This window comes from Pleurocapsa minor HA4230-MV1 (assembly GCA_019359095.1).
Classification (GTDB): domain Bacteria; phylum Cyanobacteriota; class Cyanobacteriia; order Cyanobacteriales; family Xenococcaceae; genus Waterburya; species Waterburya minor.
Window position 1 is genome coordinate 307103 of sequence record JAHHHZ010000017.1, and the last position, 16586, is coordinate 323688.

At 44.0% G+C, this 16586-nt stretch carries 11 protein-coding genes; all 11 read left to right on the top strand.

The annotated features are described in order from the left end of the window. The first annotated feature begins 51 nt into the window (after positions 1 to 51). The 11 genes from KME09_08665 to KME09_08715 all read left to right on the top strand — a co-directional run bounded on the left by KME09_08665 (position 52) and on the right by KME09_08715 (position 16507). On the top strand, positions 52 to 747 hold the full coding sequence (locus tag KME09_08665; protein MBW4533999.1) for a hypothetical protein: 696 nt from the start codon (positions 52 to 54) through the stop codon (positions 745 to 747). A gap of 178 nt (positions 748 to 925) precedes the next feature. Then, positions 926 to 2749 carry a thiamine pyrophosphate-binding protein gene (locus KME09_08670; GenBank protein MBW4534000.1) on the top strand — a complete coding sequence of 608 codons (1824 nt, stop codon included), beginning with the start codon at positions 926 to 928 and terminating at the stop codon, positions 2747 to 2749. Positions 2750 to 3596: 847 nt separating this feature from the next. Further along, positions 3597 to 4652 (top strand): tryptophan dehydrogenase ScyB, encoded by a 1056-nt coding sequence (scyB, locus tag KME09_08675; GenBank protein ID MBW4534001.1) that lies wholly within the window; start codon positions 3597 to 3599, stop codon positions 4650 to 4652. Between the two features lie 15 nt (positions 4653 to 4667). Further along, complete coding sequence (scyC, locus tag KME09_08680) at positions 4668 to 5639, top strand: scytonemin biosynthesis cyclase/decarboxylase ScyC (GenBank protein ID MBW4534002.1); 972 nt, start codon at positions 4668 to 4670, stop codon at positions 5637 to 5639. A gap of 291 nt (positions 5640 to 5930) precedes the next feature. Next, entirely contained in the window at positions 5931 to 9119 is a 3189-nt protein-coding gene (locus tag KME09_08685; GenBank protein ID MBW4534003.1) for a ScyD/ScyE family protein, read from the top strand. 337 nt (positions 9120 to 9456) lie between these two features. Beyond that, positions 9457 to 10047: an EboA domain-containing protein gene (locus KME09_08690; GenBank protein MBW4534004.1), complete on the top strand. Its 591-nt coding sequence runs from the start codon at positions 9457 to 9459 to the stop codon at positions 10045 to 10047. 233 nt (positions 10048 to 10280) lie between these two features. Then, entirely contained in the window at positions 10281 to 11162 is an 882-nt protein-coding gene (locus tag KME09_08695; GenBank protein ID MBW4534005.1) for a TatD family hydrolase, read from the top strand. 268 nt (positions 11163 to 11430) lie between these two features. Further along, a complete protein-coding gene (gene eboC, locus KME09_08700; GenBank protein ID MBW4534006.1) occupies positions 11431 to 12345 on the top strand; it encodes a UbiA-like protein EboC in 915 nt (304 codons plus the stop codon). Between the two features lies 1 nt (position 12346). Then, positions 12347 to 13567, top strand: coding sequence for a 3-dehydroquinate synthase (locus tag KME09_08705; protein ID MBW4534007.1), 1221 nt, complete (start codon positions 12347 to 12349; stop codon positions 13565 to 13567). Positions 13568 to 13818: 251 nt separating this feature from the next. Beyond that, on the top strand, positions 13819 to 15105 hold the full coding sequence (eboE, locus tag KME09_08710) for a metabolite traffic protein EboE (protein ID MBW4534008.1): 1287 nt from the start codon (positions 13819 to 13821) through the stop codon (positions 15103 to 15105). Positions 15106 to 15130: 25 nt separating this feature from the next. After that, positions 15131 to 16507 carry an alkaline phosphatase family protein gene (locus tag KME09_08715; protein ID MBW4534009.1) on the top strand — a complete coding sequence of 459 codons (1377 nt, stop codon included), beginning with the start codon at positions 15131 to 15133 and terminating at the stop codon, positions 16505 to 16507. Positions 16508 to 16586 lie beyond the last annotated feature (79 nt).

A 16586-nucleotide genomic window follows, 5' to 3' on the forward strand; every position in this document is an offset into this window, starting at 1 on the left:
TTTCTATAACTCTTTCGTTGACAACTTTGTAAAATTTCACAGGATATTAAAATGGCATTTGGTGATAATTCTGACGGTCAAATGGGCGATTTCGGTGGCGATACTTCTGAAAATACCACCAACTCGGCAAACGAGACATACGACTTCAGCTCTTTTGAAGCTGAGCAGCAGGGTGGCGATGATGCAAACGAATTATTAAGGGCAAGTCCCTTTGGGCCCTTGCTAGATATTCCTGGAGTCGATGGTGCAGAAGATATTTTTGGGAATGTTGGTGGCGATGCTGGCGGTTTGGGCGGTGATGCTTCAACAATGGGCGACTCTGGAAGCGGTGTTCCTAGTGGCAACCCTTTTGCTAACTTTAATCCTCTTGAGGATGGAAATCCTCTGATCGAAGGGGACGAACCTGATGTTTCTTTCGGTAGTGCTGGCGGTCAGATGGACGGTTTTGGTGGCGATACGTCTGAGATTGAAAATGCCGATAGTGGTGCCGACAATAGTAGCGTATCTAGTGTATTTCCCGAAAACGCAGGCAGCTACAACTATGATTTCTCCCAGGTAGAAGGTCAATATGACTTCTCCAGTAATAGTGGAAATTCTTTTGCTGGTGGCATTCCTGCTGATGTTGGCAGCGAAATTTCCTGGGAAAATAGTAGTGACCAGGGTAGCAACCCATCTGCAACAGGTGACCTTTCTTCTGCTGACACGGGAAGCTCCTTTGGAGGCACGATGGACAGCTTTGGTATATAGGGTAAATGTAAATGTCAAGACCGATTGACTAATTTAGCTACTCGAACTAACCAGAGTCGCATTGCTTAGTTGTCAGTGCGACCCTGGCATATCCCTTCAAGTAAACATCATTTTCTCGCTGTGACTTAATCTCCACATCAATCTCCACATTGTTACCCTTGGTAATTAGACAAAAGCAATGACTAAAAATTTGATTCCACTAAACTCAGGTAATGGCAATAACCATGCCATTGGCAACGGTAATGGCAAAAGCGCGATCGCCTCGCAATTTCAAAACGGCAACGGTATTGCCCAGCTTTCTGTCGCTCAGGCAATAGTTCAAGTCTTAGAAAATCTAGGAGTCCGTGAGGCATTTGGCGTATCTGGAGGGGCAATGGCAACTATTTGGAACGCTCTGTCTAATAGCTTGTTTATTGATGTACTGCACTGCCGTCATGAAGGAGGAGCTGCTTTTGCAGCAACTGAAGCTCACTTTGCCAGCGATCGCCCGATGGCGGTCTTTACTACCGCAGGGCCAGGTATTACCAACGCTCTTACTGGACTGCTGGCAGCGCGGGATGAAGGAGCCAAGATTATTTACCTCTCCGCCTGTACCTCAGCTTCGCAGCGCGGACGTTGGGCAATTCAGGAAACGAGCGACTATACAATTCCTAAAGGTGGCATCTTTACCTCTGGTGCTTTATTCAATTACGCAACAACTTTAGAGTCTCCCCAGCAGCTTCCCCAAATCGCTCGTAGATTGGCACTAGGCTTAGCACAGCCAGGGGGATTCGTAGCTCATATTAGTATTCCGACAGGCGTTCAGTCTATGCCGATTGAAACTCCTATCCCAGAAGTCAACCTTGCTCCTGCGCTTCCAGTTCCCAGCCAGAAAACGGTGGAGACAGCAGCACAATTACTTTCCGAAGGCTCCTTTGCAATTTGGGCAGGTTTCGGAGCGCGAGGAGCAGCAGCAGGAATCCGCGAACTAGCCGAAAGATCGGGAGCAGCCGTTATGTGTTCTCCTCGTGCCAAGGGTATTTTTCCTGAAAATCATCCCCAATACGTGGGTGTAACAGGCGTAGGTGGACATGAATCAGTGATGAACTATATGCAGGATTGTTCGCCTCAACGCATTTTAGTACTAGGAACTCGTCTTGGCGAACCGACTTCCTTTTGGAGCAAAGATATGATTCCCGCTAAAGGATTTATTCACGTCGATATCGATCCGAAAGTGCCTGGGGTTGCTTTTCCATTTGCAGATACTTTACCGATTATTGCGGATGCAAATATTTTTGTGCAGGCACTGCTTGAACATTTTCCCCAGCAAACTGAACAAAACATCGCCCTACCTAATCCCAAACAAGATGAGATTGCCCCAACTGACAGCAAGTTAGTTAGACCAGAAATTCTGATGCAGGCAATTCAGCGTATCGTGGTTGAGGGCAGCGACGCAGTTGTTCTATCTGAGTCGGGAAATTCTTTTACCTGGACAACTAATATGCTCAGGTTTCCCCAAGCCAATCGCTACCGAGTTAGTACTGGAGTTGGCTCGATGGGACATAACGTTACTGGTGTTATCGGTGCTGCCAAAGGGCGTAACGGTAAAGCCGTAGCGATCGTCGGCGATGGCTCGATGCTAATGAACAGCGAAGTCAGCACAGCCGTCAAGTACCAGCTTCCTGCTGTCTGGATCGTTCTTAACGATGGTTACTACAATATGTGCAATCAGGGGATGACTCTTTTGGGTATGAAAGGGGCAGACGCTAAACTACCAGACACGAATTTTAGTCTCATTGCTCGCGGTATGGGTGCCGAAGGTATCTGCGTGGAAGCGGAGGCTGGGCTTGAGTCAGCTTTAAAAAAAGCGATGGCAGCAAAAGGCCCAGTGGTTTTAGATGTCACCATCGATCCTACTCGTTTTGCACCCTCTAAAGGACGCAACAAGAGCCTCAGCGCGCAGGGTGTTAAATCTACTAAACAGGTGGAGAAAGGAAAGCAAGTTTCGTTTCCGTTAGTTTAAACCCTAGCAAAATCAGTACTCCAAAACTAGAACAGGGGGAATTGGGTTAAGTTCCCTCTCCTAAAACGACAGGGGGCTTGCCTGAAAGAAGGTTACACCCTTGTCTACCATGGCTACATCTTCGGATATGTTACTAGCTATTGTGTCGCGTGAGTGTCGATCAATTTTCAATGTCCTTTTGCCGATGCCTAATTTTACAATTTTGCTTTTTGCTGGACGGCGCAGCGATCTGGTGCAATCGCTTGAAGTCATCAAAGCTAATAGCGATCGAGAATTTTTGGTCAACTGGATCTTTTTTTTTGCACTGACATTTTTATTGTCCCAATTTTTTTCCGATAAAAAGTAGAGCTTAATAGAATCAAATATGCTTGAATTTCGGTAAAAACACGGTTAAATTACACCAGCTTATTTATCGATCTACGTAAATTTAACTAAAAATTGTTTAGTCGTTCACCTAAAAAATTTTCACTTCGTCAACAAATAGTTAATTGGTAGAGCTTGTTGCATCCTGTTATCTTTTTTTAAAGAAGCGTATGTTTTTTGAGACTTGTCTTAGAAAGCAACAGTGATATCTCTATTGGATTTTACTCGCAAACTACTGCACCGATAAAACTTTAAAGAATTGAAATTAGACATAAAAGATCAAGTCAAGCTGACTTTACTCAAGGAAATCGAAATAGGAAGTAGATTTTGTTGACGGCGAAAAATAGTGAACTACAGCTGGTTTTTTGTCAATTCAATTTTCGATAGCTTCAATTTCTTTATTGATAGCGACTAGTAAACTTAATTTTAATGAATACTAACAACAGCCAAGTGTCAGCTAAGTCAGGTGTAGCAGGAGAGCAAAGTGGAGCTTTTTGAAACTGTTACACAAATGGGTCACGAACAAGTTCTTTTTTGCCACAACCCAGAACAAAATTTAAAGGCAATAATTGCGATTCACGACGCTAGCTTGGGTTCGGCAATGGGAGCAACTCGTTTGTGGCCCTATGCTAATGAAGCTGATGCACTGCGAGACGTTCTCCGCCTTAGTCGTGGTATGACATATAAGGCAGCCTGTGCCAATATTCCCGTTGGTGGTGCTAAAGCCGTAATTATTGCCGATCCGAAAGCTAAAACCAGTGAGCTTTTGAGAGCATATGGACGCTTTGTTGACAGCTTAAACGGACGTTTTATCACTGGACAAGATGTAAATCTTGTTCCCCAGGACGTGCGGGAAATTAGTCAGGAAACCAAGCATATTGTTGGAGTAACCGAGAAATCTGGAGGGCCTGCTTTTATAACAGCACAGGGAGTCTTATTTGGCATCAAAGCTGCGGTAGAGTTTAGCTCAAATAAAAAACTTAACGAGCTGAAAATTGCCGTTCAAGGATTAGGAAATGTTGGTAGTAATCTATGCAAGCTTCTCTCTGAAAATGGGGTAACTCTTTTTGTCACTGACATTAATCCTGAAAAAACGGCAGAAATTGAGCGTCTTTACGGAGCTACAGTTGTAGACCCCGATCAGATTTATAGTCTCGATGTTGATATTTTTTCTCCCTGTGCTTTGGGAGCAACTTTAAACGATTCAACAATTCCTTTGCTCAAAGCCTCAATCGTTGCTGGTGCTGCTAATAATCAGCTTGAAAACGAACAGCTACATAGCAAACTCCTTAAATCCAGAGGAATTTTTTATTGTCCCGACTACGTGATTAATGCTGGAGGCTTGATCGACGTTTACAACGAAATGATTGGCTACGAAGAAGAGAAAGTATTTAAGCACCTAAACGGCATTTATGACACCTTGCTAGAAATATTTAGCATTGCCAAGCAACAAGACATAACTAATTTTGAGGCTGCTCAAAAATTAGCAGAGCAGCGCATCAAAAAAGCGCGATCGCAAAAGGCGACAAAAGAACACTAACGAAAGGATAGATTAATGGAAGAAAATACTTTTGCTACATCTGCGTATATTGCCACTTCTGCCACAACGGCTTTTGACTATCTTTGTAGCTTAGAAAATCTTGACGACTGGACTCTTTATAGTCGCATGATCGAGAAAATCGATGAAGATACGTGGTTAGGCACTGCCTCTGGTTATCAAAACAATCTTTACTACCACGTAAAGAGAGTAGAAACCCCATTCTTGCGCGGAATCGAGTGGCACTGCGGGGTTGAATACCAAAAATACTTTCAGGTTTATCCTGTTTTTCTTTTTACCCCAGACTACATTGACCCAGGAACAGACGAACAGGGAGTTTATTTTCACTGGCTCAGTTTTGTCGACCCCAAACGGCGATCGCCAATGATTATGCAGGGGATTGAAACTGTCCACACTTCTGAATGTCGCTCTTTAAAAGCGATTTTGGAACGCAACGCTGGCAAAACCGAAGCTACCCAAGGGCGCTATCGAATCGATACTGACACTATCTATATTGATGCTCCAATTGAGCTGGGTTTTGAATACCTACAAGATCTGCGCAACATGGAAGACTGGGCGCATCTTTTACGCGCTAACGGCGAGATTGCGCCAAATTCGGGCAGTTTTCTGGACGAGTACAACCAAAAGGTAGAAGTTAGCCTGCGGATTAACGACCTCAATAACTACTACCTAATCGAGCAAAACTTTTATTACCCCGACGACGATTTTACTCAGCGTTGTCCAACTATTATCATTCCTTGCTCCTACGCTTTCGGCGACCCAGATGCTAGGGGGTTTATCCAGCATCGGATTACCTTCTGGCCCGTTCACCAATCTCTGCGTCGTGGCAAGCTACAAATTCAGGACTATGGGGCTGAAAGCATGAACGTTAAGCGATTATTGGAAGCTAAAGCAGGCAACACCAAGACGTTTGATCGAGGAATGAGCTACAAACCTGCTAATTTGGAAGCGATCGCAGCCTCCGTCTAAAGCTAGTTTAAACTCACGAGATTGCAAAACGCGCATCCAGACGGAAATCGCCAATATTATGGCTTTGCGTCAAGATGAGTGGGAACTTTATCTATTCACATTATTTTTTACTACGTAAGCAATGCAACTTCAGCAAATGATTTACTTAGGTTTTCTCAAGCCGAATTGAATCAATAAAAACATTATTAGCGATTATCCCTTATATCCAGATGCGACATCAAGGCTTTTCGTTAACCGTGAAAATGAAACTTTGAAGGAACAAACTCCCCCAATACTCCCCCAATAAATAAAATGGACGAAACTTTGAACGAACAGACTCCCCCAGTAGATGCAGCCCCTGGTAACGAGGACGTAACATCTAGCCTCCCAGCCCAATATTCTGAAGGCAACGCGGGCTTTTTTAACCGCCAGAACGAGGCTGTCCCAACTGCCGTTACGGTCGGCCCTGACGGCGCGCTCTATGCCTCTGAGTTGAGCGCGTTGCCCTACCCTGAAGGCTACGCTAACGTGGTGCGGATCGACAATCCAGAGGGTGATGCTAGTTATGATGGAGAGACTCCAGGCGGTGTTAGCCAGACCTATGCCAGTGGCTTTGAGCAAATTAATGGTCTAACGTTTGACGAGGAGGGGGCGCTTTATGTCCTTGAATACGTAAACGGTAGCACCGTATACGACCCGTCGCTCCCAGTTGAAGAGTTGCCAGCGAGTCGTTTGATTAGGGTCGATCCAGATGGCACGCGTCAGCAGATATCTGGTGAGGAGCTGCGCTTCGGCAATTATGTGTTCGCCCATGAAGGCAAGATTTATACCGCAATTAACAACGGCGACATCGACAAGGGGCAGGTGCTTGCATACGAACAAAACCCTGAGACTGGTGAATGGTCGCACGAAGTCGTTGCCGAAAATCTGAATAATCCGCGTGGCATGGACATCGGCCCCGACGGTAACCTTTACGTTCTTGAGGTAGGCAAAGGAACGCCAGCAGACGACCCAAACGTTGACGACGCGCTAAGCGTTGAATTTATTCCTGGTTTGGTTAGCCAGCGCGCTGGGTACACCGCTGCGATTAGCCGAATTGACCTTGAAAATGGTGGTCAAGAGCGAATTTACGAGGGTTTACCTTCTACTGTTGAATACAACCCAAACACTGGCGAGGATCGCATTGTATCCATTGGTTCCAACGGCATGGCGATCGGCGACGATGGTACGGTGTGGATTTCCTCTGGTGGCGGTCTGTCGGATGAAAGCGCTGATGCGTTAGGCGAGTTCGGCGAAGGTTTGCGCGGCGTACTGAAGCTTGATGGTTTGTTCGGCGAAGATCCTTCGCAGGCGACCTGGACTCCAGCATTTGATTCGGTGCAATACGCAGGTGAGAATGGGCCTGATGGCGCAACCACACTGTTCAACACCCAGAGCAATTTGAACGATATTGAGGTTGGCCCCGACGGCAATCTTTATACCGTCGATGCAGCACGCAATGTAATGTACGGTCTTAGCCCAGACGGTCAAGAAGTAGAAAGTGTCACCGTGCTGCAAAAGACTCCGCCAGTACTGACTCCAGCACAATATGCCTTAGTTAAAGAGGCGGGCGGTGACCCAACTGCTGACTACAGCGTCGAGATCTCCGAACGTACATTTAAAGGCGAGAACGATTTACCCGATACGCCAGGCAGGCAGCAAGCGCTAGCGAACGAGGCTGTGGCTTCAACCGAGGGCGGCACAAATGGTGAGATACCACCTGAAGGAAGCAATGGTGAAGCGCCTAGTTCTCCTCCCCAGCAGGACATTCCCTTAGAAGAATCTGCTAATGGCAATGGCGAACCCCCTCTACGGGGTGAGGATGCTGCGGTCGGTACCACTTTGGGCGAGGGGCAAGAGGCTGGCAACACTGAAACCCTCGTAGCTACAACGGCGGACGACTTACCAACAGAGGTACCAGGTCTTGACCAAACAACGCCTCCTCCAGAGGGTTTAGACGCAAACCAATTCGATCCACTCAATCCTGGTTTGGTGCCTGGTGTCGAACAAAGTGTACTGACTCCTGGCCCAATCGATCCGACTAAGCCTGCTATAACTGAGGGTAATCCGTTTGCTGAGTACTTCGATCCGTTTTTCGGTGTGTATTCACCAGCGGAGGGAGAAGAACCCGTGCTGCCAGACGGAGAAGATGGCTACAAAGTTGACGACCTGTTCGTGTTCGGCGATCGCCTGACTGAAAATGGTGGTGAGTTTGGCAAGAACGCTGTAGCCCAAAGTACGGGCGCTAACCCTCCTTACGATGAGGCTCCCTACTCACCTGACGGCAGCTTCACAGACGGCGAGAACTGGACTACATACCTGGCAAGTATTCTCGGCGTTGAGAACGAGGGAGAGCAAGACACTAATTTCAGCTATCTTGACGCTACTGCTCGTGAATTAGAGAACCCTACCGATCCGTTTGGCGAGGCAACAGAGTTAAATAGCTTCGCTGGTCAAATCGATACCTTCAAGCAAACCTATGGCACGTTCACCGAAGACGACTTAGTGGCCGTCAATTTTGGCGGCAACGATCTAACCTTGCCTCCAGAGGAAGGCGTTACACCAGAGCAGGCAGCCCAGCAGTCAATCCAGGCTACTGTTGACGGCATTGCCAGCCTGCAAGAATTAGGTGCCGAGAACTTTTTGGTCGGACTTGTCCCGCCAGTTGAGCTAGCGCCAATCTTCAATGAGCAGGATTTTTTAGACCTTCTTGGTGTCCAGCCTGGTTTCTTCGAGCCAATAGTAGAAAGCTACAACCAGGCGTTGACGGCTGCACTAGATACTTACGAGGCAGAATCGGGCGCGAACATCGAAATTCTAGATACCAATGCTCTGTTTGACGATATTGCTGCCGAGCCTGGATCATACGGCTTCACCAACGTGGAAGAGCCGGTATTGAGCAGCAAGACACCAGTGACTGGAGAACCCATAGCCTACAATCCTGACATTGTGGGACAAGATCCAGCGGTACAACACTCGACACTGTTCCTCGACCCATACTTCCATCCAACTGCGCTCGGTCACTCGATTGTCGCCGAGACGGCACGGGACGAACTGCTTAATTTGGGCGAAGATATTAGTGGATCGACATCTGAAGCAACAGGAATGACCGTTGGGCTTTACGATGCGGACACAGACACCTTAATCGCGCCTCTGAAAAATGGTACACAAATTCAGGCGAGTGAAGTTGCTGGTAAGAATTTGACAGTTGCTGCCTCAGTTCCAGAAGATAGTGCTTATTTTGAACAGGTGGAGAGCGTGTTCTTAAATTTAAATGATGGTCAGGTTACTCGAACAGAAAATGCCGAACCCTACGCTATATTTGGTGGCAATAATGGGGACTATTTTAACGGAGGAGTTGATTTGCAGGGAGAACATACCATTGCTTTCGATATGTATTCCGAAGATGAACTCGGTGGCGAAATGCTTGGCAGCATGAGTGTAGACTTCTCAATTGTCTAAGTATCCTTTGGTTCGACAGAAAAACTATCGGTACTGAGACTATAGATAAGTAATTAATAATATCTAAAATATCTTTTGACGAAGGCGATCGCCATATTACAGTTGCGATCGCCACACATTTTCTCAATAGTCACAAGTATCAAACCCAATCGCAATTATTCATCAAAGTTAGTCAAATGGTCAATAATCTTACCTCCAAAAGTAATCAAGTATTTGTTCTTTTGTCTGACTGGATTTCACGGCAATTAGACTCACAGCGTTTAAGTTGGTTACAACAAAAGCAGCAGCAAATAGCTTCTGATTCATCTGGACGTGCTTTTTTTTTGCTTATAGTGCTGTGTCTCGTTTTATAGGCAAGGAAAATCTCCAGTTAGAAGAAACAGATCTTCAAGAATTAGCCAACCAGAATATTGGTTGGTTTCCACAATATTGGACTATAGATCGAGCGGTTCGTATTTGGCTGCTGTTATCTCTTAATTTAGATAACCAACAATATTTAGCTGTAATAAAACAGCTTTTGAATACTGGTGATGTAAGAGAGTTAACAGCACTCTATCAAGCCTTACCTTTTTTACCCAATCCCGAACGGTATTATCATATTGCGACTGAAGGAGTCCGTAGCAATATGACAGACGTATTCAATGCTATTGCTCTATACAACTTTTATCCCGCTGCATATTTTGACGAACTTGCTTGGAATCAAATGATACTCAAAGCTTTGTTTGTGGGTAGTCCTTTAGCTAAAATTCAAGGGCTAGAGCAACGCGCTAATGTCACTTTAGCCACAATGTTAATCGATTATGCCCGCGAACGTGTGTCAGCTAACAGATCGGTGTCTCCAGAACTCTGGCAAATTGTAAGTCGATTTGCCGATACTGCATTCTTGGCAGACTGGGAAAAATTGCCGATTGAGTCAGAGTTAATTTAGAGGATGTCTGAGAACTCAATTCTGTTGTGCTTAGACCCTAGTAGATCCCCCCTAGCCCCCCTTAACAAGGGGGGAATCGGAATCAAAGTCCCCCTTAACAAGGGGGATTTAGGGGGATCTACCCACTGCAAACAGAGCAATTAGACTTTTCAGATATCCTCTTAGAACCAGGCTGAAGTAAAAAACTACTTTTAAATATTAACTAAATGATGTTTATCGACCCTCACATTCACATGACATCGCGTACTACCGATGACTATCAAGCAATGGCGAAAGCGGGAATAGTAGCGATAATTGAGCCAGCTTTTTGGTTGGGACAACCTCGTACCAGCGCAGATAGTTATAAAGATTATTTAAGTTCCCTAGTCGGTTGGGAAAGATTTCGCGCCAGCCAGTTTGGCATTAAACATTACTGCACTATTGGTTTGAACTCGAAAGAAGCTAATAACGAGGTATTAGCAGAAGCAGTGATGGAGTTACTACCTCTTTATGCTTGCAAAGAGGGCGTAGTAGCTATAGGAGAAATTGGTTATGACGACATGACTCCAGCCGAAGATAAATATTTCCGCCTCCAATTAGAATTAGCGAAAGAATTAGATTTACCCGTAATGATTCATACCCCCCATCGGGATAAAAAATCGGGTACGTCTCGTAGCATGGATGTCTGTATAGAACATGGTTTAAAACCAGAGCAAGTAATTGTCGATCACAACAACGAAGAAACCGTTCGAGAAGTATTAGATCGAGGTTTTTGGGCAGCATTCACTATTTATCCTCAAACTAAAATGGGTAATGAAAGGATGGTGGAAGTAGTGCGAAATTATGGTTGCGATCGCATTATTGTCGATAGTAGTGCTGATTGGGGTGTTAGCGATCCTTTGGCAGTGCCTAAAACTGCTCGATTAATGCAAAAAAGAGGTATTCCCGAAGCTCAAATTAAAGCTGTTTGCTATCAAAATGCTTTAGCTGCATACGGTCAAAGCGGTCAAATCAAAGAAAGTGATTGGTTAGAGCGAGAATTAATCGATCGCCGCCAACTTTATAGTGGCAATTCTGTATTAAGAGGACAAGAACCTCTAGTTGAATCAATTCTAGAATCAGTCGTTATTGTTTAACCAAGAACTCCAGCAAAATCAATCGCAGCTATTTTATTTGCAGTTAAATAGAACCTATCATATGAAGTCCGTTTAAACAATTTCAATTAAAACTCGCGCAAAGACGCTAAGACGCTAAGACGTTGATCCCGCTTAGTTTGGGGCCCTAAAGGACTAGCTTCGCGTCGCAAAGATTTTATTAAAAGTAATTAAGCGGACTTGATATTACCCATTACCCATTACCCATTACTTCGATAAATCAATGTATCTACTCAATTAAAACCAACTTATGATCTCCGTAACAAGAATTAAACCTCAGTCTGTCCTTGGTTATTTGCAGTTAATGCGTCCTGCCAATATTATTACCGCTTGGGCAGATATTCTCCTGGGTTATGCTGCTGCTAGCTCGGTAACGGGAGGAATTAACAACTTAGATATTATTGCTTTAACTACGTTGATTTTAGCAACCACAGGACTGTATGGAGGTGGTGTCGTTTTTAACGATATCTGTGATGCTGCGTTAGATGCTGTCGAACGCCCAGAACGACCTATCCCTAGTGGTAGGGTATCTTTGACGGGGGCAATTGCATTAGGAACGGCATTATTGCTCGTTGGTATTATTGCTGCTGCGATGGTATCTAACTTGAGTGCCATTTTAGCGAGTATAGTGGCAGTAACGGCGTTACTCTATGACAAGTATGGCAAACATCATACTTTTTTCGGGCCTTTAAATATGGGTGCTTGTCGTAGTGCCAACTTGCTATTGGGTGTCAGTGCTATTCCCGAAGCTGTGAGCGATCGCTGGTATTTAGCTGTCATTCCTGTTGTCTACATCGCTGCTATTACTGCTATTTCACGGGGAGAAGTTCGAGGAGGTAATAAAACTACGGGAATTATAGCGATCGCTTTAATTGGCATAGTTATTAGTAGTGTTCTCGGTTTGGGACTGTTGCCTGAATATAGCTTATTAATTACTCTACCTTTTTTAGCTTTATTTACCGCTTTAGTTTTACCACCTTTTATTAAAGCTGCCCTAACTCCCAGTCCCGAATTGATTCAAACGGCAGTCAAAGCAGGAGTTTTATCTTTAATTGTTTTAGATGCAACTATCGCAGCAGGTTTCGCCAATTGGATTTACGCTTTGCTTTTATTGGCACTGCTGCCAGTATCTCGTTTTTTAGCTCGTTTATTTGCCGTCACTTAATATGTTTATTTTAGAAAATAAAGTTTCTTCCTTAGAGTCACTACATCAAAGCATTGCAGTTAAATTCAGCTACGACGTTCATTTTACTAGAGATTTATGGTCAACCAGGAATCTGTTACTATCTCAGGTTATAGCTAGAGACAGTAATGTCGCCAAATCTGTCATTATTATCGTAGATTCGGGATTGTTAAACCACCATCCAGGACTTTTGAGCAAAATAGCCAACTATGCTAATTATTACGACGATAAAATTAAATTAGCTGCCGAGCCAATCGTCGTTCCAGGAGGAGAAGCAGCTAAAAACGATCCTACTCTGGTAGACAAAATTCATCGCATTATCGAACAAGTAGGATTGTGCCGTCACTCTTACGTTTTAGCCATTGGTGGTGGTGCAGTAATCGATCTGGCGGGATATGCTGCTGCTACTGCCCATCGAGGTATTCGCCTGATTCGTCTTCCTACCACTGTTTTGGCTCAAAACGATTCGGGAGTCGGAGTAAAAAACGGCATCAACGCCTTTGGCAAAAAGAATTTTTTAGGCACTTTTGCCCCACCCTTTGCCGTACTTAATGACTTTGACTTTCTAACTACCTTGGGCGATCGCGATTGGCGAGGGGGTATTGCCGAAGCAGTTAAAGTAGCCCTAATTAAAGATCGAGACTTTTTTGAATTTATTAGCGATCGCGCTGATGATTTAGCTAAAAGAGATTCTCAAGCTATGGAACAGTTAATCTATCGCTGTTGTCAACTGCATCTTGACCATATTGCTACATATGGCGATCCTTTTGAAATGGGTTCTTCTCGCCCCTTAGATTTTGGACACTGGGCTGCCCATAAACTAGAACACTTAACCCATTATCGTCTCCGCCACGGAGAAGCCGTTGCAATTGGTATGGCTTTAGACTGTACCTATTCTTATTTAACTGGACTACTTCCCGAGGCAGACTGGCAGCAAATCATTAAAACTTTGAAACAACTGGGATTTGAACTATATGTCCCAGAATTAGCTGTGGATCTGAAGAACAAAACCTTAAAAAGCTCTATTTTTAGCGGATTGAGCGAATTTCGCGAACATTTGGGTGGAGATTTGGCAATTATGTTGCTTCAGAAAATAGGAAAAGGAACAGAAGTCGACCGAGTTGACATTGACCTGTACAAAAAAGCTATCTCGATGTTGCAAAAGATTGAAGTAGATGCTGTCGCTCAATCTATTACTGTCTAGTCACTTGGCAATACTTCTCGGTTAACAATTGCTGCGGTAAATCTCAGCTTAAGTAATGAGTAATTTAACTTTTACCTACTACCTATTTGCGAAGCTTATCCTTTAGGACTACCTACTACTTCAAACCCAACCAATCAATAACAAAGCTTAAACGAGAAGTATTGAGTCGCTGGGAAAATTGCTAACTCATGGCAATCGCTTTCCCTAAGATTTTAAAAGCTGTTGGCAATGTAAGATAACTGGGCAATACCATGAAATTAACTACTAAGACAGATTTACACCTCACCTACTGCACTAATATTCATCCAGGAGAAACTTGGGCAGAAGTAGAAAACAACCTCAGACAATATATTCTGCCCCTAAAAACTCGCCTATCTCCAGATCGACCTTTTGGTATTGGCTTGCGTTTGGCAGATATCGCAGCTAGAGAATTACTAGAAGACAATAATCTATCTCAATTCCAAACTTGGTTACAAGCAGAAGACTTATATGTTTTTACCCTTAATGGTTTTCCCTACGGTGGGTTTCATCATCAAGTAGTAAAAGACCAAGTGTATGCCCCCGACTGGTGTAGCAGCGAACGTTTGGACTATACCTTGAGGTTAATGGAAATCCTCAAGGCTTTGTTACCAGATAGTCTCGATGGAGGAATTTCTACCTTACCAATATCTTACAAACCCTGGCAGCAAAATACTGACGAGAGACAAACAACTCTACATCAAAGTAGTCTTAATTTGGCTAGGGCGATCGCCAAAATGGTTCAGATTTACCAAAACACGGGGAAACTGCTGCATATCGATCTCGAACCCGAACCCGATGGTACGCTAGAAAATACTGCTGAGGTAATTAATTTCTTTCAAGATTGGTTATTGCCGATAGCAGGTAGCTGGCTACAGCAAAAATTATCGGTCACTCAGACAACAGCAGAAACCTGGATTAAAGAACACATCAGAGTTTGCTACGATACTTGCCATTTTGCCGTAGAGTATGAAGAACCAGAGGATATTATTCGACGTTTAGATAATGCAGGCATAAAAATTGGCAAAATTCAGCTTAGTTCGGCGATCAAGATCGATATACCAGCCCAAACAGATCGGCGCCAGCTTATTTTAGAACAACTGTTGCCTTTTGCCGAATCTACCTATCTACATCAGGTAATTGCTAGTTATGAAGAGTCAAATGAAACAGCTTCTTCAAACACCTTCAAACATTATCGCGATTTATCCCTTGCCCTGCCTGATTTTCTGACAACGGAAGCACGAGAATGGCGTACTCACTTTCACGTACCCATATTCATTCGCAACTATACCACAGGGTCAAAACGTCAGCTATTTGAATCGACTCAAGAACATATCAAAAAACTATTACAGCTTTTGCCAGACGTTGCGACTCATCATTTAGAAATTGAAACCTATACTTGGGAAGTCCTACCTCCAGAAATGAAATTAGACATCTTAACTTCCATCGAGCGTGAGTATCAATGGGTTTTGTCAGCGATCGCCGAGCGCGTAGATACTAAACAAAGAGCTTCTCTCTAGCTACTTTTAATCAATGATCTGACTTATGAAGAAAACTGTAGTGTTTAATGTAGTTGGTTTAACTACTCAATTAATCGGAGAACATACTCCTTTCCTTGAGCGCTGGCAGCAGCGGGGCAAAACAACTTCAATTAACCCAGTCTTACCTGCCGTAACCTGTACTGCCCAGGCAACCTACTACACGGGAGTAAATCCCGACCAACACGGTATTGTAGCTAATGGTTGGTATTTCCGAGAAGAGTGCGAAGTCAAACTATGGCGACAGTCAAACCACCTGATTCAAGCACCAAAAATTTGGGATAAAGCGCGATCGCTCGACCCCGAGTTTACCTGTGCCAATCTTTTTGGCTGGTACAATATGTACTCGACTGTAGATTACGCCGTTACACCCCGTCCCTTATATCTGGCAGACGGCAGAAAAATCCCCGATATCTACACCGAACCGATGGAATTGCGCGACTGGTTAAATTCTGAATTGGGTGAATTTCCTCTATTTAATTTTTGGGGGCCAAATACTTCAGTAAAATCAAGTCAGTGGATCGCCGATGCTGCCAAGCAAGTCGAACTAAAATATAGTCCTACTCTAACTTTGGTTTATTTACCGCACCTAGACTATTGCTTACAAAAAATTGGCACTAAGCCTCAAGCGATCGCCAAGGATTTACGAGAAATAGATCGCATATGCCAGGAGTTAATCGAGTTTTATGAGGCAAAAGGGGCAAAAGTCATCGTTCTTTCCGAATACGGTATTACGGAAGTTTCTACCCCCATTCATCTTAACCGCCTATTCAGACAGCAGGGTTTAATAACTGTCAGAGAAGAACTGGGTGGGGAAATCCTGATTCCTGGGGCGAGTAAGGCTTTTGCCGTTGCCGATCATCAAATTGCCCACGTCTATATTAATGACCCCAGTTGCTTATCTCAGGTACGAAATATTTTAGAACATACTTCAGGAATCGATTTAATTTTGGATGAAACGGGCAAGCAAAAATATCACCTCAATCATTCTCGTTCGGGAGAATTAGTCGCGATCGCTCGTCCCGATGCTTGGTTTACTTACTATTATTGGTTAGATGACCATCGCGCCCCAGATTTTGCCCGTACTGTCGATATTCATCGTAAACCAGGTTACGACCCTGTAGAATTGTTTGTCAATCCTCAGCTAAAATTACCCAAAGCTAAGGTGGCATTAAGCTTATTGAAAAAAAAATTAGGTTTTCGTTATCTGATAGATGTAATTCCTCTAGATGCCAACCTAGTTAAAGGTTCTCACGGTCATCTTACTGCTTCAGTAGAGCAATCGCCATTATTTATTACTCAACAGCAAAATCTATTAACCAAGGAAACAATTGAAGCACAACAAGTGTTTCAGTTAATACTCAATCATCTTTTAGAAAGCTAGCTAGTTCGCTAATGTCATCCATAAATTTTATAGACATCATATTTTAGTTTAGGTCGCACTATCTTAAAATTTGATTGCA